This is a genomic window from Curtobacterium sp. ABR8 (assembly GCF_057812125.1).
In genome coordinates this window covers 2,803,931-2,827,842 of sequence record NZ_CM173818.1, presented here as the reverse complement: position 1 = coordinate 2,827,842, position 23,912 = coordinate 2,803,931, and the positions used below count along the sequence as shown (strand labels likewise).

Sequence of the window (23,912 nt, the reverse complement as noted above, 5' to 3'; positions counted from 1 at the left end):
TCGACGTCGTGCGACAGCGGTCTCGTCGTTCGGCATCGAGCTTGCGGGACCGGCCGGACAGCGGCCCCCGCGCGTCCATAGGCTGTGCCCATGAGCGACGCGGTGGAGCAGGCACGGGCAGCGGCCGAGGCCGCCGAGCGGGCAGCGGACGAGGCACGTCGGCTGGCCGACGAAGCCGTGCAGCGGGCCGAGGAGCTCGCGGCCGCGCTCGCGGGACGAGCACCGGTACTCACGCCGGACGCCGAACCGGCGGCCGCCGGGTCCCCGGCACCATCCGGACAGGAGGCCCGGCTCGCCCCCGACGCGGAGCCCGCCTCCGCCGTCTCGTCGTCTCCAGAGCCGGCCCCGGCTGCCGGCACCGTGTCTCCCGGCATCGGCGGAGCGGGCCCGCTGGGACCGGACGCCGTCGACGCGATCCGCGCCGGCTACACCGTCGAGGGGCTGGCGCTCGAACTCGGCGCCTTGGTGAACGGCGAGGCGCAGCCGGATGTCCAGGTCCGCATCCCGCTCGGCATGCTGAACCGGCACGGGCTGGTCGCCGGCGCGACCGGCACCGGCAAGACCCGCACGTTGCAGGTCCTGGCCGAGCAGATCGCGGCGAACGGCGTGCCGGTGTTCGCGGCCGACATCAAGGGCGACCTGTCCGGCCTCGCGGTGGTCGGGCAGGGGAACGAGAAGCTGCTCGCGCGCACCGAGGGCATCGGCCAGCAGTGGCAGGGCGTCGCGAGCCAGGCGGAGCTCTTCTCGCTCGGCGGGCAGGGCACCGGTGTGCCGATCCGTGCGACCGTGTCCGGGTTCGGGCCGTTGCTGCTGTCGAAGGTGCTCGGACTGAACGACACGCAGGAGTCCTCGCTCGGGCTCGTCTTCCACTACGCCGCGCAGGCCGGGTTGCCGCTCGTCGACCTGGCCGACCTGCGGAGCGTGCTGACGTTCCTGGTGGGCGACGAGGGCAAGGGCGAACTCGCCGAGCTCGGTGGTCTGTCGAAGCAGACCGCCGGTGTGATCCTGCGTGAGCTCATCACGTTCGCCGACAAGGGTGCCGACCAGTTCTTCGGCGAGCCCGAGATCGACACGCAGGTGTTCCTGCGCACGGCGGCGGACGGGCGGGGGATCGTGAGCCTGCTCGAGGTCCCGGGCGTGCAGGACCAGCCCGAGGTCTTCTCGACGTTCCTGATGTGGCTGCTGGCCGACCTGTTCAACGAACTGCCGGAGGTCGGCGACCAGGACAAGCCGAAGCTCGTGTTCTTCTTCGACGAGGCGCACCTGCTGTTCAGCGGGGCGTCGAAGGACTTCACGGACCAGATCGTGCGGACCGTGCGGCTGATCCGGTCGAAGGGCGTCGGGATCTTCTTCGTGACCCAGACCCCGAAGGACGTGCCGAACGACGTGCTGGCGCAGCTCGGATCGCGCATCCAGCACCAGCTGCGGGCGCACACCCCCGACGATGCGAAGGCGCTCCGGGCGACGGTGTCGACCTACCCGTCGAGCGACTACGACCTGGGCGAGGTGCTGACCTCGCTGGCGACCGGCGAGGCGATCGTCACCGTCATGAACGAGAAGGGTGCGCCGACGCCGGTCGCGTGGACCCGGTTGCGCGCGCCGCAGGGCTCGATGGACCCGATGCCCGCCGCCGAGATGCAGTCGCGGGTGCAGGCATCGCCGTTGCTCGCGACGTACGGCACCCGGGTCGACCCGGACTCGGCACACGAGATGCTGGCGCGCCGCATGGAGGCAGCAGCTGCCGAGGCCGCCGCGGTCGACGCGCAGAAGGAGTACGAGCGGACGCAGCGCGAGTTCGAGAAGGCCGAGCGTGCTGCGGCGTCGCGGCGTTCGGGCCGGCCGGGGCGGAGCACGCGGACGACGACCTCACGGAAGGCGGACGACCCGCTGTCGGACCTGCTCGGGTCACGGCTCGGCGGCACGATCGCGAAGGAGGTCGTGCGGGGGATCTTCTCGACGCTGCGCCGGCGTCGATGACGTCCAACGGCCGCGCGTCAGCGACCGAGCAGCCCCGTGAACTCGACGACGAGCAGACCCACGACGACGAGTGCCGCCACGCCGCCGACGAGCAGGTAGGCCGGCCGCTGTTCGTACCAGGCGCGGCTCGACGGGTAGCGCTTCGCGAAGACCCGGGCCGAGACCGGACGCGCCTCTTCCGTCACCTGGACGCCCAGGACGTCGACGACCTGGGCGAGCCCGTCGTCGCCCCACACGTCGGCCCGGATGCGGAACAGGTGCGCGCCCGTCGCGTCGAAGGCCACGAGCTCGCGCATGGTGCGGTCGACCGAGCTGCCGTAGGTGGTGGCGAGCACCAGACTGTGCACGCGGTCGCGGGGGATCCGACGGTGCGCGGTGACCACGCCCCGGATCGTCAGACCGTCGGGGTCGATGCCGATGTACGCGGTGCCGAGTCGGACGAACACGATGCCGACGAGGACCGCGAGCGCCACGACCACGCTCGCGACCATCGCCCACGTCCGGAACGGGAACGACACCCAGACCAGGGCGACGGCGAGCGGCACTGCCGAGAACACGATGCTCAGCGCGGTCGAGCGGACCAGGGACCGGCGGGGACGGAGGACGACGTCGTACACGCTGGCGCGCAGGTGTGGCGTCGCTGGCACCGTCATGTCCCCCATGCGCGTCTCCTGAACCCTCGGGCCTCACGGGCACGCCGAATCGGCCGCCCTGCGAGCGACGCCCCTGCCGCTCGATGCACCGCGGTCGACTCGTCCCGGAGTCGTCCGCTCCGGCAAGCATAGGTGAACGACGGGGACCGGGGACAGCCCGTTCCACCCCGGATCGGCGTTTGACGGCCAGTCCTTGGCGGACAGGGGACAGGTGGGTCCGCCGCGTGGGGGACCGGCGACGAGGAACGCCGCGAACGAAGAAGGCCCCGCACCGGAGTGCGGGGCCTTGCTGCGGAGAATGGGGGATTCGAACCCCCGAGGGCTTGCACCCAACACGCTTTCCAAGCGTGCGCCATAGGCCACTAGGCGAATTCTCCTTGCGCTGTCTCGCGACGGCGACACCCAATGGTACAGGTTCTGCGGGGTGCTCACGACCGTGTGTCGTCGAGGGCGGTGCTCCCAGTTGTCGTGACATGTCCGGCGACTACCCTGGGGCGCGTGTCGACCCGCATCTACATCACGTCAGCAGAAGGGCACACGGGCAAGAGCACCGTCGCCCTCGGTGTCCTCGAGACCCTCGCGCGCTCCGTCGGCCGCGTCGGCGTGTTCCGCCCCGTCGCCCGCTCGGTCGCCGAGCCCGACTACGTGCTCGAGCTGTTGCTGCAGCACACCGCGGTCGGCATCTCGTACGACGACGCCGTCGGGGTCACCTACGACGACGTCCACGCCGATCCCGACGCCGCCCTCGGCACGATCGTGAACCGCTTCGCCCAGGTGGAGCGGCAGTGCGACGCCGTCGTCGTGCTCGGGTCCGACTACACCGACGTCGGCAGCCCCACCGAGCTCTCCTTCAACGCGAAGGTGGCCGCGAACCTCGGCGCGCCGGTGCTGCTCGTGCTCGGTGGTCGCGACGCCGCCGAGCGTGGCGCCCGCACGCCCGAGGGGATGGCGCAGGTCGCGGACGTCACGACGAGCGAACTGCGGACCGCGCACGCGCAGCTGTTCGGCGTCGTCGTGAACCGCGCCGACCCGGACGCCCTCGCCGCGATCGTGGCGAGCGTCGAGCGGGCCGTGCACGACGACCACCCGGACGTGCCGGTGTGGGCGATCCCCGAGGACCGCGTCCTCGTCGCCCCGACCGTCCGCGCGCTGCTGCAGGCGACCGACGCGACCCTGGTGCGCGGCGACGACGCCCTGCTCGACCGCGAGGCGCTCGGCACCGTCGTCGCCGGGATGAGCATGGAGAACGTCCTGCCCCGCCTGATCGAGGGCGGCATCGTCGTGGTCCCGGGTGACCGCAGCGACGTGCTCATCGCGACCCTGCTGGCGAACCAGTCGGACACGTTCCCGAGCCTGGCCGGCGTCATCCTCAACGGCGGGTTCGAGACCGCCCCGCAGATCTCCCGGCTGCTCGAGGGGCTGTCGAGCTCACTGCCGATCGCCCAGAACGACCTCGGCACCTACGACACCGCGCTCCGCATCACCCAGACCCGCGGGCGCCTGGCAGCGGACTCGCCGCGCAAGGCCGACCTCGCACTCGCCCTGTTCGAGCAGCACGTCGACGCCGAGTCCCTGCGCGACCGTCTGCAGCTCACGCCGTCCGGCGTCGTCACGCCGCTCATGTTCGAGCACGGCCTGCTCGACCGGGCGCGCGGCTACGGCAAGCACATCGTGCTCCCCGAAGGCGAGGACGACCGCATCCTCCGCGCGGCCTCGACGCTGCTCGCCCGGCAGGTCTGCGAGCTGACCATCCTCGGCGACCCCGCCGCGATCCGCACCCGCGCGACCGAGCTCGGGCTCGACCTCGAGGCCGCGCAGCTCGTGTCGCCGTTCGACCCCGAGCTGCGTGAACGCTTCGCCGAGGAGTACACCCGTCTCCGGGCGCACAAGGGCATGTCGATCGAACTGGCGCGCGACACCGTGACCGACGTCTCGTACTTCGGCACGATGATGGTGCAGCTCGGTCTCGCCGACGGCATGGTCTCCGGCGCGAAGCACACGACGGCGCACACCATCCGGCCGTCCTTCGAGATCATCAAGACCCGTCCCGACACCTCGATCGTGTCGAGCGTCTTCCTGATGGCGCTCGCCGACCGTGTCCTGGTCTACGGCGACTGCGCGGTGATCCCGGACCCGACGAGCGAGCAGCTCGCGGACATCGCGATCTCGTCCGCCGAGACCGCGACCCAGTTCGGCATCGACCCCCGCGTCGCGATGCTCAGCTACTCGACCGGCGACAGCGGCTCCGGGGCCGACGTCGACAAGGTCCGCGCCGGGACCGCCTTCGTCCGCGAACGCCGGCCGGACCTGCTCGTCGAGGGCCCGATCCAGTACGACGCCGCAGCGGACCCGACGGTCGCGAGCACGAAGATGCCGGACTCCCCGGTGGCCGGCAAGGCGACCGTGTTCATCTTCCCGGACCTGAACACCGGCAACAACACGTACAAGGCCGTGCAGCGCTCCGCCGGCGCGGTCGCGATCGGGCCGGTCCTGCAGGGACTGCGCAAGCCGATCAACGACCTCTCCCGCGGCGCCCTCGTCAGCGACATCGTGAACACCGTCGCGATCACCGCGATCCAGGCCGGCACCGCGTCCGACGCGGCCTGACCTGCGCGACCCGCGCCGTGCCTCCCGTCCGACAGAGAAAGTGACCCATCCCGTGACCGCAGCCCTCGTCGTGAACTCCGGATCGAGTTCGTTCAAGTACCAGCTCATCGAACTCGAGGGGGAGCGCACCCTCGCCTCCGGCCTCGTCGAGCGCATCGGCGAGTCGGCCGGCGCGTGGAAGCACACCAACGCGCTGACGGGCGAGTCGTCGTCGAACGACGCCGCGTCCGTGCCCGACCACGCCGCCGGGTTCCAGGCGATGATCGACGCGTTCGCCAAGGTCGGCCCCTCGTTCGACGAACACCCGCCGGCCGTCGTCGGGCACCGGGTCGTGCACGGCGGCACCACCTTCGACCACGCCACCGTGGTCACCGACGACGTCGAACGGCAGATCGAGGCACTGAACAGCCTCGCGCCGCTGCACAACCCGGCGAACCTCGAGGGGATCCGGGCCGCGAAGCAGGTCTTCTCCGACGTCCCGCACGTCGCCGTGTTCGACACCGCCTTCCACCAGACGATGCCGCCGCACGCGTACACCTACGCGATCCCGGCCGACCTGGCGGCGAAGTACGCCATCCGCCGCTACGGCATGCACGGCACGAGCCACAAGTACGTCTCCGAGCAGGCCGCGGTCTTCCTCGACCGCCCGCTGTCCGAGCTGAAGACCATCGTGCTGCACCTGGGCAACGGCGCGTCGGCCGCGGCGATCGACGGCGGGAAGTCGATCGAGACGTCGATGGGGCTCACGCCGCTCGAGGGCCTCGTCATGGGCACCCGCTCCGGCGACCTCGACCCCGCCGTCCTGCTGCACCTGCACCGCGAGGCCGGGCTGTCCTTCGACGAGCTCGACACCATGCTCAACAAGCAGTCCGGGCTGCTCGGCCTGACCGGCAACGGCGACATGCGCGACGTCCAGGACGCCGCCCTGAACGGCGACGAGGTGGCCGAGGCGGCGCTCGCCGTGTACCGGCACCGCATCCGCCGCTACGTGGGTGCCTACACGGCACAGCTCGGCGGGCTCGACGCGGTCGTGTTCACCGCGGGCGTCGGCGAGAACAACGCGCTGCTGCGCCGGCGCGTGCTCGCCGGGCTCGAGCACCTCGGCATCGAGATCGACGCGGACCGCAACGAGCTGGGATCCCGGGAGGCGCGGGTCATCTCCACGGACACGTCACGTGTCGCGGTGCTCGTGATCCCGACGAACGAGGAACTGGAGATCGCCCGGCAGTCGGCTGCGGTCGCGCTCTGACGGGCGGCTGCACGCTGTCAGCACGGTGCGGCTTTCGTCGGCTGGTGCGGGGTTGGTCGCCGGGTGCGCGCTTGCAGTGCGGCACCGAGCGTGGAAGCTCGCACGGGGTGACGAGGCGCGCACGGTGCGGACGGGCGCGCGTCAGGACAGGGCGTCGAGGGCCGCGGGGATCGGCGTGTTGCCGCTCGTGACCTCGAACTGGACCCCGACGGCCGCATCGTCGAGCAGCGCGTGCAGCACCACCGTGGCGACGTCGGCCCGGGGGATCGACCCGCGCGGCACCGTGCGCCCGACGTCGACCGTGCCCTGCGGCGGGGTGTCGAGCAGGGCGCCAGGACGCACGATCGTCCAGCGCAGTCGACGGGCGCGCAGGTTGGCGTCGGCCTCGGCCTTCGCGCGGAGGTAGACCTGGAACACGGCGGCGTCGTCCTTCGCGGGGACGACAGCGGCCTCCGGGTCGTAGGTGTCCGCCGCCATCGCCGACACCATCACGTACCGGTCGATGCCCGCGCGCTCCGCGGCGTCGGCGAGCAGGATCGCGCCGTCCCGGTCGACGGTGAGCTTGCGCTCCGCACCGCTGTTCGGGCCGGCACCCGCGGCGAACACCACGGCATCGACGCCGCGCAGGCGCAGTGCCAGGTCGTCGTCCCCGAGCTGTTCGAGGTCGGCGACGATCGCCGTGGCACCCTGCTGCTCCACGTCGGCGACGTGGGCGGGGTTGCGGACGATCGCGACGGCGTCGTGTCCGGCGTCGGTGATCTGGCGGGCGAGGAGCAGTGCGATCTGGCCGTGTCCTCCGGCGATGGCGATCTTCATGTGTCAATCCTGCCCGGTCGCATCCGGTAGAGTTGTCGGCGGCTCCTCACGTGACGCCATCCAGGTGAACTCCCCCAGGGCGGAAACGCAGCAAGGGTAGCCGGGCTCTGGCGGGTGCGTGAGGAGTCTTTTGCGTCTCCGCACCGTCTCCGTGACCGCGCAGTGTGTCTGTTTCGTGAACGGTTGCGGACAGCAACCTGATCGTGTGTAAAGATCTGCTCAGGAATCCCCAACCAGGATTCCTGCCTCCACCGCCTCACCAGCGGGGGAGATCCGAGGATCAGGTGGCGGGTGCGCCCGCCAGGATGAGAGACACGCATGCGCAGGCACGCGTCGCAGCGCGGTACCCGGGTACCGACCGCAGCGAACAGCTGGACACGACGGATCATCGGTGCTGGCGACCGAGCTCGACGACGAGCATCGGACGATCGGCGTCTCCTCCTGCGCAGCAGTGTCATCGCCACGGTGACGGCGCTCGTCGCCGCCACCGTGGCGATCCAACCCGCGGCGGCTGCCCAGACCGACGTCGCCGAGGGCGAGGGCGTCCTGCTCAGCGGTTCCGGGATCGTCGACGTCGACGACATCGCCCAGCTCGGCGGTGCGTACTCGGCACGCGGTACGACCACGGGCGGCGGCACGACGAACCAGCCGCTGAACCTCACCGCGCTGAACGCGGTCGGCGTGGACCTCGGCAACGACATCGACCTGCTCGGCACGAACGGCATCCTCACGCTCGGCGTCGACGGGCAGTACGCCACCACCTCGGCATCCGGGGCGACGGCGTCCTCCGGGCTGCTGACCAACGACGGCGGCATCGGCGTCGGCACGGGGCTCGGCACCGGGGCCAGCACGCTGAACCTGAACCCGCTGTTCTCGCGGGTGGGTGCGGACACCACGGTGCTGTCGAACGCGCAGCTGCAGATCGGGGCTCTGGCGTCCCGCATCCAGTCCACGCGAGGCGCCACGGTCGGCACCACGACGGACTACCGGATCGCCGGCGCGAACCTGAACCTCACGAGCCCCGCGGTCGCCGGTCTCACGACGTCCCTGCGCACCGACCTGCGCACGTTCTCGAACTCCGTGAACACCACGGTCGGGGCGAACGGCGCCCTCTCCGGCACGACGACGGCGCTGACCGCCGAGCTCCAGCGGCTGCTCCGCACGACGGCCCTCGGGCTCGTGAACGTCAACGGCACGACCGTCACCGCCTCGGTGAACCTGAACCTCGACGGGACGCTCGAGCAGGTGCTCGCACAGCCGCTGACGGACGGCGCCGTCACGATCACCCCCGCGACGGGCGCCGTCACGGTCGACCTCGACAAGCTGACGACGCTGAACAACCAGCCCGCGAACACGCCGGTGCTGACCGCAGCAGCCGTCAGCTCGATCAACCAGAGCATCACGACGATCCTCGGCACCCAGCTCCCGACCGCGCTGCAGACCGCGGTCGTCAACACGATCAACTCGACCGCCGTGGCCGTCAACGTCACCGCCGACGTCAACCTGGCCGGTGTCCCGCTGACATCCCTGGCGCTCCGGGCGGACACCACGCTCGGCGCCCTGGCCGGTGCCGCTCCGGCGAACGCCACGGTCACGGCGACCGGTGGTCCGCTCGGCCTGAACGCCCTCGGCGCCCTGCTCGCCCCCGCCGTGAACGCCGTCGTGGTCCCCGCGCTGCAGACCATCGTGCGACCGCTCGTCACCGGCACGGCCCTGACGACCCTCGGCACCACGCTCACCGCGACGACCACGGCGGTGTCCACGCTGCTGCGCCCCGTCGTGCTGCTGCTCCGGCAGGTGGTGGACCTGACCGTCAACGCGCAGGACACGACCACCGGCTTCCGCGATGCGCGGGGGTACGACCCCGGATCGCGCAGCGTGCACGCGCTGCGGCTCTCGGTGCTGCCCGGCGCGGACGTCGCCACCGTCGACCTCGCCACCTCGACCGTCCGCGCGACGGCCATCGCTCCGCCGACCATCACGGCTCCGACGGCGAACCAGCAGTTCAGTGTCCCCTCGGCCTCGTCCACCCGGAGCATCACCGTCAGCGGCGCCGGTGAGCCCGGCGCGACCATCGCCGTGAGCCTCGGCGGCGGACGCACCGGCACGGCCACCGTGGCGGCGAACGGCACGTGGACGACGTCGATGCCGAACGTCCCGACCGGCGAGTACACCGCCACCGCGAACCAAACGGTCAACGGGACCGCGGCCGGTTCGGCGACCCAGACCTTCTCGGTGGTCGCACAACAGGCGCTGACGATCACGACCCCGACGGCCGGCCAGACCTTCACGACCACGGGGACGACCGCATCGGTCACCCTGACGGGCACGGCGACCGCCGACGCGCGGATCGACGTCGACCTCGGTGGCGGACGCACGGCGACCACCACGGCGAACGGCAGCGGCGCGTGGAGCGTCACCGTCCCCGGAGTCCCCGTGGGCGACCAGACCGCGAGCGCGACCCAGACGGTCGGCGACACGACCTCTGCCCCCGTCACCCGGGCGTTCCGCGTGGTGGCGGCAGCCGGCCTGACCGTCGACCGCCCGACCGCGGACCAGGACTTCCCGCTCGTGGGCGACACCCGGTCCGTCCCGTTCTCGGGCAGCGCGCAGCCAGGGGCCCGCGTCGACGTCGACCTCGGTGACGGCCTGACCGCGACCACCACGGCCAACGCCGGCGGGACGTGGTCGACGAGCGTCGCGAAAGTGCCCGCGGGCGACCGCACGGCCCAGGTGACCCAGACGGTCGGCGGCACCACGAGCGCCCCCGTCGAGCGCGACTTCACGGTGACGGCGGCTCCGGAGCTGACCATCGACGCACCGACCGACGGCAGCACGATCACCGTCGCCGACACCACGTCGACCACCCCGGTGACGGTCTCCGGCTCCGCTGCACCGAACGCACGGGTCGCGGTCGGCATCGGCGGTTCGTTCACCACCACGGTGGACGCCGACGACGACGGCGACTGGACGGCGACCTTCGTGGGCGTCCCGACGGGCGACCGGACGGTCACGGCACGACAGACCGTCGACGGCACGACCTCGGCGCCGGTGACCACGACGTTCACCATCGCCGCCGGCGACCCCGTCACGATCACCTCGCCCGACGACGGCGACGTGGTCACGGTCCTCGACGCGGACACCACCACCGACCTCGAGCTGACCGGTACGGCCGAGGTCGGCGCCGAGGTCAGGGTCTCGCTCGGTTCCGGGCTGACCGCGACGACCACGGCCGAGGACGACGGCTCGTGGGCCGTCACCGTCACCGACGTCCCGGTCGGTCGGTACACGATCGCGGCGACGCAGACGGTGGACCGCACCACCTCGCCCGCCGTCCGTCAGGTCGTCACCGTGCAGGCGGGCGCGCCGCTCGCGGTGACCGCCCCGGCGCAGGACGCGACCGTCACGGTCGCCACCGACGACTCGGTGGTGGACGTCACGGTGCGCGGGACCGCCCAGCCGGACGCCGACGTCGCGGTCGTCCTGGACGACGGCGACGCCGTCGCCACGACGGCGAACGCCCAGGGCGTCTGGTCGGTGACCCTGTCGGACGTCGGCACGGGCGACCACACGGCCTCCGTCACGCAGACCGTCGGCGGAGCGACCTCGGCACCCGTCGACCGCGACTTCACGGTCGAGGCCGGCGACCCACTGGTCGTCGAGGCTCCGGGCGACGCGCAGGAGATCCCGGCCGGTACCGGCGGACAGGCGAACGTCGTCGTCCGCGGGACCGCCGAGCCGGGGGCGACCGTCGCCGTCACCATCGACGACGCGGACGCCGTCGAGGTCGTCGCCGACACCGCCGGCAACTGGACGCTCCCGAGCACCCAGCTCGGCATCGGCGACCACACCGTCACCGCCGTGCAGACCGTGAACGGCACCGACGGGCCCGTCGTCACCCGGGACTTCACCGTCGTGCCGGGCAACGCGATCGTGATCGACACCCCGGCGAGCGGCACCCGTCTCGTCGTGGTCGACGACGACGCCACCGCGACGGTCCGGATCACGGGCTCGGCCGAACCACGCGCCGCCGTCTCCGTCTCGGTCGGGCCGGGCACGCGGTTCACCACCACCGCCGACGCCGACGGCGAGTGGGCCGTCGACGCCACCGGCCTCGCCCCGACGGGCGTGTACACGGTGACGGCGAGCCAGGAGATCGAGGACGTCGTCACGAGCGCCATCCCCACGACGTTCCAGGTCGTCGCCGCGAACGCCCTGACCATCACGGCTCCGAGCACCGACCCGATCACCGTGGCCGGCCCCGGCGTCCGGCGCGACGTCACGGTCACCGGCACCGGCCAACCCGGAGCACGGGTCACCGCGACGACCGACGACGCGGACGACCAGGCGGTCACGATCGACGCCGACGGCACGTGGTCGGTGACGTTCCCGGACCTCGGCGTCGGACCGCACCCCGTGTCGGTGGTCCAGACGCTCCCGGGTACCGTGTCCGACCCGCGCACCTCGGCACCGGTTCGGCGCACGGTCACGATCGAGGCCGCCGACGCGGTGTCGGTCACGGCACCCGACGCCGAGGACGTCCTGCTCGTGCCGGACCCGGACGCGACGCGCGACGTCGTCGTCTCGGGGACGGCGGAGCCGGACGCGCCGGTCACGGTGCGGCTCGGCGGCAGCACGCAGACCACCACCGCGAACGGCGACGGTGACTGGACGGTCACGTTCGGCGGGGTCGGTGTCGGTACCCCGTCGCTCACCGCGACCCAGACCGTGGGCGGGACCACTGCCTCCAGTCCGGCCCAGACCGTCACGGTGCGGGCGGGGACGGCCCTGACCATCGCGACCCCGGAGGACGGTGACGTCATGACGGTCGCGGACGCGGCGGGCACCGCCGACGTCGCGGCGAGCGGCCGCGCGCAGGCCGACGCCGAGGTGACGGTGCGGCTCTCCACCGGCGAGACCCGGACGGTCACGGCCGACGAGGACGGTGACTGGCAGGCGACGTTCGCGGACGTGCCCGTCGGTGACCACCGCGTCACCGCGACCCAGGTCGTCGGCGGTCAGCCGTCGGCGCCGGTGTCGTCGGCGGTGTCGGTCCGCGCCGGTGCCCCGCTCGCCGTCTCGACGCCCGCCGGTGCCACCACCGTCACGGTCGCCGACGGCGACGCCACCACCGACGTCGACTTCGCCGGCACCGGGCAGCCGGGCGCGACCGTCACGGTCGACCTGGGCGCCGGCGGCAGCGCGACGGCGCGGGTCGACCAGCAGGGACGGTGGTCGACCACGGTCGACGCCGTGCCGACCGGGTCGTACACGGCCTCGGTCACGCAGTCCGTCAACGGCACCAAGAGCGCCGCGGTCCAACGACCGGTCTCGGTCGTGGCCGCCGCCGCGCTCACGATCCGGCAGCCCGGGGACGACCCGATCACGGTCGCCGACGACGACGCCACGACGACCGTGACGGTCGCCGGCGACGCCGAGCCGGGCTCCACCGTGTCCGTCACGGTCGACGACCGCGACCCCGTCCGGGTCGCCGTGGGTGACGACGGCTCGTGGACCGTCGACGTCCCCGACCTCGGTGTCGGTGCGCACACCGTCGCCGTGACCCAGACCGTCGACGGCTCCACCTCGACCACCCCGGCCTCGACCACGTTCGAGATCGTGCCGGGCGCCCCCGTCGTGATCGCCGAACCGACCGTCGGTCAGGAGTACACGGTCGCCGGCGAGGACGCGACCACCGCGGTCGACGTCAGCGGCACCGCGCAGCCCGGAGCGACCGTCGTGGTCGACCTCGGCGGCGGCCGCAGCGAGTCGACCACCGCGGACGAGGACGGCGCGTGGAGCGTGACCGTCCCCGGGGTGCCCGCCGGCAACCGGACCGTGAGCGTCACCCAGCGCGTGGGCGACACGGAGTCGACCCCGGTGACGGTCCGCATCCGCGTCCTCGTCGCCGACCCGATCACGATCGCCACCCCGGCGGACGGGTCGACGGTACGGGTCGCCCAGCAGGACTCGGTCGTCACCGTCACCGCCGGTGGCGCCGCCGAGCCCGGCGCGGAGGTCCGCGTCACGATCGACGGGGGCGACCCGACGACCGTGACCGCGACCGGCGCGGGCACCTGGACCGTCACGCTGCCCGGCCTGGACGTCGGTGAGCACACGGTCCGTGCGACGCAGACGGTCGACGGTTCGACGTCCGAGCAGGTCCGGAGCACATTCACGGTGGCACCCGGTGCCCGCCTGACGGTGACCGCCCCGACCGACGACGCGACCTTCACCGTGCCGGACTCCGATCCGACCGCGACCGTCCCGGTCAGCGGACAGGGCCAGCCCGGTGCCGTCGTCGAGGTCGTGCTGGACGACGGCGAACCGGTCACGGTGCGCGTCGGGTCCGACGGCCGCTGGTCGACGGACCTGGCCGACGTGCCGGCGGGCGACCACACCGTCTCGGTCACCCAGGTCGTGAACGGGACCACGTCGTCCCCGGTCGAGCGCGACGTCACCGTCCTGGTCGCCGAGGCGGACGCGATCGTCGTCACGGCTCCGGCCGACGGCACCTCGTACCGCGTGCTCGGCGGACGGACGGACGTCCGCGTGGTCGGCACCGCGGCGCCGAACGCCGCGGTCTCGGTGCGCATCGACGGCGGCACCGCGGTCGCGACGACCGCGGACGACGACGGCGACTGGGCGGTCACCGTTCCGGGCGTCGGCACCGGTCCGCACACGATCGCCGCCAGCCAGACGGTCGACGGCGACACGACGGACGCACCGGAGGTCGGCTTCCGGGTGACCGCGGCGACCCCGGTCACCGTGACGACCCCGACCGACGGCCAGGTGGTCCCGACGACCGGTACGACGGCGTCGATCCCGGTGAGCGGCACGGCCGAGCCCGGAGCGACCATCTCGGTCGACATCGACGGACGGACCGCGACGACGACCGCCGGCGACGACGGGTCGTGGACGGTCACGGTCGGCGGTGTCCCGGCGGGCGAGCACACGGTGTCGGTGACGCAGACGGTCGGCGGGCGGACCTCCGACCCGGTGACCAGCGACGTCACCGTCGTGGCCGCCCAGGCGACCGACATCACGATCACCAGCCCGACCCCGGGGCAGCTCATCCCCGCGAACGGTCCCGGCGACACCGGTTCGTTCGCGGTGACCGGGCACGCGACGCCGGGTGCGACGGTGACGGTGACCCTGTCGAACGGCCAGGTGCGCACCACGACCGCCGACGCCGACGGGGACTGGAGCGTCACGTTCGACCGCGTGCCCGAGGGCGCGTGGACGATCCGTGCGACCCAGTCCGTGAACGGCACGACGACCGCGGCCCCCGAGGTGCCGATCGTCGTCGACGCCGTCGAGCCGCTCGCGGTCACCTCGCCCACGCCGGGCGCGCACCGGACGGCCTCGGCCGCCGGGTACGTGGACTGGCTGGTCTCCGGCACCGCCGAGCCGGGAGCGACCGTCACGGTCGTCGCCGACGACGGCACGCCGGTCACCACCACGGCGGACGAGACCGGCGCCTGGTCGGTGACGGTCCGGCTCGCGGTCGGTCCGCACCGCCTCCGGATCACCCAGACGGTTGCGGGCGCGACCTCGGCCGTCCAGACGATCAGCGTGGTGGTCAACGCCGCCACGGTGGCGCCCGGTGAGACCGGCGGACCTGGTGACCCCGGGACGCCCGGGACGCCCGGCACGCCGCGTACGCCCGGGACCCCGGGAACCCCGGGAACCCCGGGAACCCCCGGAACCCCCGGGACGCCCGGCCTGCCGGGCATGCCGGGTACGCCCGGCACCCCGGGCACCGGAACCGGTGCGGGCACCGGCTCCGGCGGCCTCGCGTGGACCGGCGCGGAGGTCGCCCCGGTCGCCGGGACGGCAGCCGGACTCGTGGTCCTCGGCTTCCTGCTGCTGGGCCTGTCCCGCCTCGCCAGGGGTGCTCGCCGCCGCAGCCGCGGCTGACCCCGGACCGCGTCCCGCACCGCGCCTCCCGTCCGACCTCGTGTCGACCGGGAGGCGCGGTGCGGTCCGGACGCTCGGCCCGCCTGCGCGGGTGGTCCGGTCCAGTGCCCGTGCACCTGTGGAGGGGCACGCGGGTGTCGGTCGTCCCGGCTACCCTGGTCGCGTGGTCACCGCCCTGTATCGCCGTTACCGGCCCGAGAACTTCGCCGAGCTGATCGGGCAGTCGCAGGTCACCGACCCGCTCCGCACGGCGCTCCGCACCAACCGCGTCAACCACGCCTACCTGTTCAGCGGCCCGCGCGGCTGCGGCAAGACGACCTCGGCCCGCATCCTCGCGCGGTGCCTCAACTGCGCCGAGGGACCGACCGACACCCCGTGCGGCGTCTGCCCGAGCTGTGTCGAGCTCGCGCGTGACGGCAGCGGTTCGCTCGACGTCATCGAGATCGACGCCGCCAGCCACAACGGCGTCGACGACGCGCGTGACCTCCGCGACCGCGCGGTGTTCGCCCCCGCACGCGACCGCTACAAGATCTTCATCCTCGACGAAGCGCACATGGTCACCCCGCAGGGGTTCAACGCGCTGCTCAAGCTGGTCGAGGAGCCCCCGGAGCACGTCAAGTTCATCTTCGCGACGACCGAGCCGGAGAAGGTCATCGGCACCATCCGGTCGCGCACCCACCACTACCCGTTCCGGCTCGTGCCGCCCGCGGTCATGCTCGAGTACATCGAGCAACTCTGCACGCAGGAATCGGTGACGGTCGCACCCGGCGTCCTGCCCCTGGTCGTGCGCGCCGGCGGCGGCTCCGTCCGCGACACCCTGTCCCTGCTCGACCAGCTCATCGCGGGCAGCGAGGACGGCGCGATCGCCTACGAGCGGGCGGTCGCCCTGCTCGGGTACACCGACGCTGCGCTGCTCGACGACGTCGTCGACGCCCTCGCCGTGGCCGACCCGGCATCCGCCTTCGCCGCGATCGACCGTGTCGTGCAGACCGGTCAGGACCCGCGTCGGTTCGTCGAGGACCTGCTCGAGCGGTTGCGCGACCTGATCGTCGTCGCCGCGACGAACGAGAGCGCCGCCGCGGTCCTGCGCGGTGTCTCGCCGGACGAGCTCGACACGATGACGCGGCAGGCCGGGGTCTTCGGTGCCACCGGGCTGTCCCGCGGCGCGGACATCGCGAACAAGGCGCTGACCGACATGACCGGAGCGACCTCACCCCGGTTGCACCTCGAGCTCATGACGGCGCGCATGCTCGTGCCCGAGGCGGACGACACCCAGCGCGGTGCCCTGGCCCGGGTGGAGCGGCTCGAGCGTCGCGTCGGGGTCGGGGACGCCGGGGGACACCAGGCATCGTCCGGCGCGTCCGCCGCACCGGCGTCGATCCAGACCACCGCGGCGGCCGCACCGGCCCCGTCGCAGGCTCCGGCACCGCGTCGTCAGGAGCCCGTCGCGCAGCAGGCGCCGGCGGCGCAGCAAGCCCCAGCCGCGCAGCAGACCCCCGCCGCGTCGTCCTCGAGCCCGGCTCCGGCGGCGCAGTCCGACGCCGGCAGCGCTGCACGTGACGCTGCAGCGTCGTGGGCCGCGGCCGTCCCGAGCGCTCCCGAGCCCGCTGCTCCGGCGGCTCCCACGACCCCTGACCCGGTCAGTGCTTCCTCGACGGGGCAGGGTACGACGATCGGCGACGAGCCGGCGGTCCGGACGGTCGGCGCCGTGGGCTTCCAGCAGATGCGCGACGCATGGCCCCAGATCGTCGAGCACGTGCAGCACGCCAAGCGGTCGGCCTGGTCGGTCGTCGTCACCGCGCAGGTGACCGCACTGCGCGACGACGTGCTGACGCTGACCTTCCCGAGCCAGCAGGACGTCGCCTCGTTCAAGGAGATGTCCGACCCCTCGGCGAGTGTGAGCGAACTGCTCCGCGCCGCGATCATGGACGTCATCGGGCTCCGCGTGAAGTTCGTCGCCCGCGGCCCCGGTGGCCCCGGACAGCAGCGTCCGCCGGCTCCCACGCAGCAGCCGTCCGCCCCTGCCGGGCGTCCGGCGTCGGCGAACCAGCCCGCATCGCAGCCGCAGCCGTCGTCGGCACCGCAGTCCGCCGCGGCCGCTCCCGCGTCGGCCCCGACCGCCGAGGCTGCTGCGGCCACGGGGTCCGGTCCGGTCGCCGTGGCCGAGCCCGAGCCGCGTCCTGCGCGGGCACCTGCCCCGGCGCAGGCACCAGCCCCGGCGTCGGCACCCGCTCCCACACAGGCACGCACAGAGGCACCCGCCGCCGATCAGACACGGGTTCCCGCCCAGGAACCCGCACGCGCGCAGCCGGCAGCGCCGGAACCGTCCGGTGCTCCCGTGACCGACTGGGCGGTCGCGACGATCCCCGCCAGCGACCCGACCGCCGACGCCGTGCCCGAGTCCGTCGAACCCGGCTGGGCCGCCCCGTTCGGCACCGCGCCGGCCGCTGCGCCCGTCGCCCCGGCCGAGTCCGTCGACCCGCAGCAGTCCGGTTCCGGGGCACCCGCGCAACCCGCCGGTGCCACCGCACCGCACGGGGTGCAGCCGACCGACGGGGGACCGCAGGCGGCGTCGACGACGGTCGCCGCGCCTCCCGGAGGACCCGTCGCGCCGGGCGGTCCCGCCGTGCCGGTCGACGACTACCCGCTGGACGACGAACCGTACGACGACGGCGCGCCGTTCCCGGACCCCGGCCACGGCCGATCGGCCGCGGCCCCCGCGCAGGCACCGACCGCCCCGCGCCAGCAGGCGGCACCGCAGCCCGCGGCACCGCAGCAGGCAGCAGCGCGCACCGCGCCGCCGGCCCGCCGCGCACCGGTGGCCGGTCGCTACGGCGAGGCCGTCGTGCGTGAGATCCTCAACGCCCAGTTCATCGAGGAGACCGCGCTCAACCAGGACGGTGCCTGATGTACGACGGGATCGTCCAGGACCTCATCGACGAGTTCGGTCGCCTTCCGGGCATCGGCCCGAAGTCGGCGCAGCGCATCGCCTTCCACATCCTGCAGACCGAGTCGTTCGACCCGTCGCGGCTGTCCGAGCTGCTGGCGGACGTCAAGGAGCGCGTGCGCTTCTGCGAGATCTGCGGCAACGTCACCGAGAACGTCCATTGCAGCATCTGCCGCGACCCGCGTCGGTCGCCGGCCACGATCTGCGTGGTGGAAGAGGCCAAGGACGTCGCGGCGATCGAGCGCACCCGTGAGTTCCGCGGGCTGTACCACGTGCTCGGCGGCGCGATCAGCCCGATCGACGGCATCGGTCCGGACGACCTGCGGATCCAGCAGCTCATGACCCGTCTGGCCGACGGCACGGTCGAAGAGGTCATCATCGCGACCGACCCCAACCTCGAGGGCGAGGCGACGGCGACCTACCTGAGCCGGCTGCTCGTCCCGATGGGCATCCGGACGACCCGGCTGGCCTCGGGCCTGCCGGTCGGCGGCGACCTCGAGTACGCCGACGAGGTCACGCTCGGCCGTGCGTTCGAGGGCCGTCGCGTCGTCGGCGGCTGAGCCCCACGCAGGATCGTTGCGTGTGGGGCGGCCCACACGCAACATCCTCGAAACACCGACTACCATTGTGAGACCGCGTGACCTCGCGGTGTCGCCGTCTCCGGGAGTACCAGCCAGTGGCCTTGATCGTGCAGAAGTTCGGTGGATCCTCCGTCGCGGACGCCGAGAGCATCAAGCGCGTGGCGAAGCGGATCGTCGAGACGAAGAAGGCCGGCAACGACGTCGTCGTGGCGGTCTCGGCCATGGGCGACACCACCGACGAACTCGTCGACCTGGCGCACTCGGTCACCCCGATCCCCGCCGGCCGTGAGCTCGACATGCTCCTCACCGCGGGGGAGCGCATCTCGATGGCGCTGCTCGCGATGGCGATCAAGAGCCTCGGCGTCGAAGCCTCGTCGTACACCGGCAGCCAGGCCGGCATGCTCACCGACGCCCAGCACGGCAAGGCGCGCATCGTCGACGTCACCCCGAAGCGTGTCCGCGAAGCGCTCGACTCCGGTCACGTCGCCATCGTCGCGGGGTTCCAGGGGTTCAACCGCACGACCGGTGAGATCACGACGCTCGGCCGCGGCGGTTCGGACACCACCGCAGTCGCCCTCGCCGCTGCCCTCGACGCCGACGTCTGCGAGATCTACACCGACGTCGACGGCATCTTCACCGCCGACCCCCGTGTCGTCCCGAAGGCGCGCAAGGTCGACCGCATCACCAGCGAGGAGATGCTCGAGCTCGCCGCGTCCGGCGCCAAGGTCCTGTACATCCGTGCCGTCGAGTACGCCCGCCGGCACGGCGTCACCCTGCACGTCCGGTCCTCGTTCAACAACACCGAGGGCACCATCGTCTACAACCCTGCCGAGGGGGAAACCGTGGAAGAACCGATCATCACCGGGATCGCCGGAGACCTCTCCGAGGGGAAGATCACCGTCGTGGGCGTCCCGGACCAGCCGGGCAAGGCCGCCGAGATCTTCACCAACGTCGCGCGCGCCGGAGCGAACATCGACATGATCGTCCAGAACGTGTCGGCCGCGTCGACCGGGCGGACGGACATCTCGTTCACGCTGCCGAAGGACCAGGGCCAGACCGTGCTGACGGCGCTCGAGGTCGCGAAGTCCGACATCGGCTACGAGAGCATCCAGTACGACGACCAGATCGGCAAGCTCGCCCTGGTCGGTGCCGGCATGCGCACCAACGCCGGCGTCTCGGCGAAGCTCTTCCGCGCGCTGCACGACGCGTCGATCAACATCGAGATGATCTCCACCTCGGAGATCCGCATCTCGGTCGTCACCCGCGCCGACACCCTCAACGAGGCGATGCGGGTCGTGCACAGCGCGTTCGACCTCGACGCCGACGCCGAAGCCGTCGTCTACGCCGGCACCGGCCGCTGAACCACGCTGACCCGCTGAACACCAGGAGCACCGCATGAGCACCCTCACCGTCGCCGTCGTCGGCGCCACCGGACAGGTCGGCGCCGTGATGCGTCGTCTGCTCGAGGAGCGCGCGTTCCCGGCCGACCAGGTCCGGTTCTTCGCGAGCGCCCGGTCCGCCGGCACGACGCTGCCGTTCCGTGGCGAGCAGATCGTGGTCGAGGACTCGGAGCTGGCCGACCCGTCGGGCATCGACATCGCCCTGTTCTCCGCCGGTGCCACGGCCTCGCGGGCCCTCGCGCCGAAGTTCGCCGCCGCCGGAGCGCTCGTCGTCGACAACTCGAGCGCCTGGCGCATGGACCCCGAGGTCCCGCTCGTCGTGAGCGAGGTCAACCCGCACGCGATCGACCAGGCCCCGAAGGGCATCATCGCGAACCCGAACTGCACCACCATGGCGATCATGCCGGTGCTCAAGGTGCTGGACACCGAGTCCGGGCTCCGCCGCCTGGTCGCCACGACCTACCAGGCCGTCTCCGGCTCCGGGCTCGCCGGCGTCGAGGAGCTGCTCGGTCAGGCGCGAGCCGCCCTCGAACAGGACACCGCCGCGCTCACCCACGACGGTTCCGCCGTGACGTTTCCCGAGCCGGTCAAGTACGTCCGCCCGATCGCCTTCGACGTCGTGCCGCTCGCCGGCAGCATCGTCGAGGACGGCCTCGGCGAGACCGACGAGGAGAAGAAGCTCCGCAACGAGAGCCGCAAGATCCTCGAGCTGCCCGACCTGCTCGTCGCCGGTACCTGCGTGCGGGTGCCGGTGTTCACCGGTCACTCCATCTCGGTGCACGCCGAGTTCGAGCGTCCGCTGTCGCCCGAGCGTGCGACCGAGATCCTGTCGAGCGCACCCGGGGTCGAGCTCTCCGACGTGCCGACGCCGCTGCAGGCCGCCGGCCAGGACCCCGCGTTCGTCGGCCGCATCCGTGCCGACCAGTCCGCGCCGGAGGGTCGCGGGCTCGCGCTGTTCGTCAGCAACGACAACCTGCGCAAGGGTGCCGCGCTGAACGCCGTGCAGATCGCCGAGGCGATCGTCGCGCGCCGCACCGTCGCCGCGTAGCCGAACGGACGCCGTGCGCGGCTGACCGGCCTGTCGGCGGACGCCGGTAGGATCGACGGGTGGCAGTGAAGCAGGTGGATCCGATCGATGTCGTCCTCGTCGGGGGAGGCATCATGAGCGCCACCCTCGGCGCCATCATCCACCGGCTCGAGCCGTCGTGGAAGATCCGGGTGTACGAGCGCCTCGGCACCGTCGCGCAGGAGTCCTCGAACCCGTGGAACAACGCCGGCACCGGGCACTCCGCGCTCTGCGAGCTGAACTACACGCCCGAGCTCGCCGATGGTCGCGTCGACATCGCGAAGGCCGTCACGGTCAACGAACAGTTCCAGGTCTCGCGGCAGTTCTGGTCGCACCTGGTCGAGACCGGCACGCTGCCCGATCCGTCCAGCTTCATCAACCCGACCCCGCACATCTCGTTCGTGTGGGGCGCCGACAACGTCGAGTACATGCGCAAGCGGTACGAGGCGATGCAGGGGCACCCGCTGTTCGCCGGGATCGAGTTCTCCGACGACCCCGCGCAGATCCGCAAGTGGGCGCCGGCACTCATCCCCGGCCGCAAGAAGGACCAGCCGATCGCGGCGACCTACTCGGCGGCCGGCTCCGACGTCGACTTCGGATCGCTCACCCGGCAGCTGTTCGACCAGCTCGAGCTCGACGGGCTCGAGTTCGAACCGAACCACCAGGTCAAGAACATCACGCGGGGCAAGGACTTCGACGGCTGGGCGCTCGACGTCCTGAACGAGGTCGGTCGGTCGACCCAGAAGATCGCCGCGAAGTTCGTATTCGTCGGTGCCGGTGGCGGGGCCCTGCAGCTGCTGCAGAAGTCGGGCATCCCGGAGATCCGCGGCTACGGCGGGTTCCCGGTCTCCGGTGAGTTCCTGCGCACCGACGATCCCGAGGTCGTGCAGAAGCATGCGGCCAAGGTCTACGGCAAGGCGAGCGTCGGAGCGCCGCCGATGTCGGTGCCGCACCTGGACACCCGCATCGTCGACGGCAGTGCATCGCTCATGTTCGGCCCGTACGCCGGTTTCAGCCCGAAGTTCCTGAAGCAGGGATCGCTGCTCGACCTCTTCAAGTCGATCCGGCCGCACAACCTGCGCCCGATGCTGAGCGTCGCGTTCTCGAACTTCGACCTGGTGCGCTACCTGATCGGCCAGCTGCTCGCCTCGAAGCAGACCAAATTCAACGCCCTGCGCGACTTCATGCCGAACGCCGAGCCCGAGAACTGGCACAAGATCATCGCCGGCCAGCGGGTGCAGGTCATCAAGCCGGACAAGGACAAGGGCGGGGTGCTGCAGTTCGGCACCGAGGTCATCACCGCTGCCGACGGTTCGATCGCCGGGCTCCTCGGCGCCTCGCCGGGCGCGTCGACCGCGGTGCCGATCATGCTCGGCCTGCTCCGGAAGTGCTTCCCCGATCGTTGGGACGGCTGGCAGGACGCGGTCCACGAGATGGTCCCGACCTACGGGCAGGACCTCGGTGACGACGCCGCCCTGGCGGACGCCACCCTCGAGCGCACGGCGAAGGTGCTCGGCCTGCACCACTGACCGCCACGCCGCTTGCGACGCGTTCGAACATGTGTTCGAATGACAGCATGCGGTGGAGTGGACAGGCGATCGATGCCGAGCAGAGCGATGCGCTGCCGGGCATGGAGTCGAACAGCGGCTTCGTCCGGAGTGTGACCACGCCGGAGTTCGCGGGCGTCACGTTCCACGAGGTCCTGGCGAAGAGCGCGCTGAACCGCGTGCCGAGCGCCGACGGCTCCGGCACCTACGGCTGGACCATCAACCCGTACCGCGGGTGCAGCCACGCGTGCGTGTACTGCTTCGCGCGGCCGACGCACACCTACCTCGAGTTCGACGGCGGAGCCGACTTCGACCAGCAGATCGTCGTGAAGACGAACGTCGCCGACGTCCTGCGGCGTGAGCTCGGCAAGCCGACGTGGGACCGCCACCCGATCGCGCTCGGGACGAACACCGACCCGTACCAGCGTGCCGAGGGCCGCTACCGCCTGATGCCCGGGGTGATCCAGGCGCTGGCGGACAGCCGGACGCCGTTCAGCATCCTGACGAAGGGCACACTGCTCCGGCGCGACCTGCCGCTGCTGGCCGAGGCCGCCAAGGTGGTGCCGGTCGACCTGGCGATGTCGATCGCCGTGTACGACGACGACCTGCAGCAGTCGGTGGAGCCCGGTACGCCCACGACGGCGGCGCGGCTCGCCACCGTCCGGGCGATCCGTGACGCGGGCCTCGACTGTGCGGTGTTCCTCATGCCCGTGCTGCCGTACATCACCGACACCCGTGCACAGCTCGACGGCGCCGTCGGCCGGGCTGCGGCTGCCGGGGCCACGAGCGTCATGTACTCCGCGCTGCACCTGCGGCCGGGCGTGAAGCCGTGGTGGTTCGAGTGGCTCGGACGGGAACGGCCCGACCTGGTCGCGCGCTACCGGGCGATGTACCTCGACAACACCTACGCGCCGAAGGACTACCGCCGCTGGCTGTCGGAGCGCATCCGGCCGATCCTGGCGGCGCACGGCGTCGGCCTCGGGCGGGTGGACCCGGCGACGGGGTCGATGGGCTTCTCGGATCCTTCAACGGTGCCGCAGGAGCAGTCGATCCCCACGACGTCGCCGCTCAAGCGCGCGGATCCGGGGTTCGACCGACGACTGCTCCGACCGGTCGCGACGCAGACGTTGTTCTGAGCACCAGGCGCTC

The 23,912-nt window shown here is 72.3% G+C and carries 12 protein-coding genes, 1 tRNA gene and 1 other RNA gene; 11 read left to right on the top strand and 3 right to left on the bottom strand.

All coding sequences use genetic code 11. The annotated features are described in order from the left end of the window. The first annotated feature begins 90 nt into the window (after positions 1–90). Complete coding sequence (locus tag ACXKZB_RS13330) at positions 91–1,977, top strand: helicase HerA-like domain-containing protein (protein ID WP_488823437.1); 1,887 nt, start codon at positions 91–93, stop codon at positions 1,975–1,977. Between the two features lie 17 nt (positions 1,978–1,994). Here ACXKZB_RS13330 and ACXKZB_RS13325 read toward each other — a convergent pair whose 3' ends face one another. Both ACXKZB_RS13325 and ACXKZB_RS13320 read right to left on the bottom strand, forming a co-directional pair. After that, positions 1,995–2,639, bottom strand: a complete 645-nt coding sequence (locus ACXKZB_RS13325; protein WP_488823436.1) for a hypothetical protein — start codon at positions 2,637–2,639, stop codon at positions 1,995–1,997. A gap of 283 nt (positions 2,640–2,922) precedes the next feature. Then, positions 2,923–3,007, bottom strand: a tRNA-Ser gene (locus ACXKZB_RS13320). 121 nt (positions 3,008–3,128) lie between these two features. Here ACXKZB_RS13320 and pta point away from each other — a divergent pair. Both pta and ACXKZB_RS13310 read left to right on the top strand, forming a co-directional pair. Further along, positions 3,129–5,237: a phosphate acetyltransferase gene (pta, locus tag ACXKZB_RS13315; RefSeq protein WP_488823435.1), complete on the top strand. Its 2,109-nt coding sequence runs from the start codon at positions 3,129–3,131 to the stop codon at positions 5,235–5,237. Positions 5,238–5,289: 52 nt separating this feature from the next. Beyond that, positions 5,290–6,486 carry an acetate/propionate family kinase gene (locus ACXKZB_RS13310; protein WP_488823434.1) on the top strand — a complete coding sequence of 399 codons (1,197 nt, stop codon included), beginning with the start codon at positions 5,290–5,292 and terminating at the stop codon, positions 6,484–6,486. A 141-nt stretch (positions 6,487–6,627) separates the two neighbouring features. Here the strand turns inward: ACXKZB_RS13310 and ACXKZB_RS13305 are convergent, their stop codons facing one another. After that, positions 6,628–7,302 (bottom strand): SDR family oxidoreductase, encoded by a 675-nt coding sequence (locus ACXKZB_RS13305; protein ID WP_123313811.1) that lies wholly within the window; start codon positions 7,300–7,302, stop codon positions 6,628–6,630. A gap of 37 nt (positions 7,303–7,339) precedes the next feature. Between ACXKZB_RS13305 and ffs the strand changes: the two genes are divergently transcribed. The 8 genes from ffs (at position 7,340) to ACXKZB_RS13265 (ending at position 23,899) form a co-directional block, all read left to right on the top strand. Next, an RNA gene (gene ffs, locus ACXKZB_RS13300) (signal recognition particle sRNA small type) lies at positions 7,340–7,436 on the top strand. A gap of 184 nt (positions 7,437–7,620) precedes the next feature. Then, positions 7,621–15,222: a choice-of-anchor G family protein gene (locus tag ACXKZB_RS13295; RefSeq protein WP_488823433.1), complete on the top strand. Its 7,602-nt coding sequence runs from the start codon at positions 7,621–7,623 to the stop codon at positions 15,220–15,222. Between the two features lie 163 nt (positions 15,223–15,385). After that, positions 15,386–18,130 carry a DNA polymerase III subunit gamma and tau gene (locus tag ACXKZB_RS13290; protein WP_488823432.1) on the top strand — a complete coding sequence of 915 codons (2,745 nt, stop codon included), beginning with the start codon at positions 15,386–15,388 and terminating at the stop codon, positions 18,128–18,130. Beyond that, positions 18,130–18,729: a recombination mediator RecR gene (gene recR, locus ACXKZB_RS13285; protein WP_488823431.1), complete on the top strand. Its 600-nt coding sequence runs from the start codon at positions 18,130–18,132 to the stop codon at positions 18,727–18,729. Before ACXKZB_RS13290 ends, recR begins: the two co-directional genes overlap by 1 nt. A gap of 116 nt (positions 18,730–18,845) precedes the next feature. After that, positions 18,846–20,111 carry an aspartate kinase gene (locus ACXKZB_RS13280; protein ID WP_111084230.1) on the top strand — a complete coding sequence of 422 codons (1,266 nt, stop codon included), beginning with the start codon at positions 18,846–18,848 and terminating at the stop codon, positions 20,109–20,111. Positions 20,112–20,145: 34 nt separating this feature from the next. Next, a complete protein-coding gene (locus ACXKZB_RS13275) occupies positions 20,146–21,198 on the top strand; it encodes an aspartate-semialdehyde dehydrogenase (protein WP_488823430.1) in 1,053 nt (350 codons plus the stop codon). Between the two features lie 59 nt (positions 21,199–21,257). Then, positions 21,258–22,745 (top strand): malate:quinone oxidoreductase, encoded by a 1,488-nt coding sequence (locus ACXKZB_RS13270; protein ID WP_488823429.1) that lies wholly within the window; start codon positions 21,258–21,260, stop codon positions 22,743–22,745. A 47-nt stretch (positions 22,746–22,792) separates the two neighbouring features. After that, a complete protein-coding gene (locus ACXKZB_RS13265; RefSeq protein WP_488823428.1) occupies positions 22,793–23,899 on the top strand; it encodes an Rv2578c family radical SAM protein in 1,107 nt (368 codons plus the stop codon). Positions 23,900–23,912 lie beyond the last annotated feature (13 nt).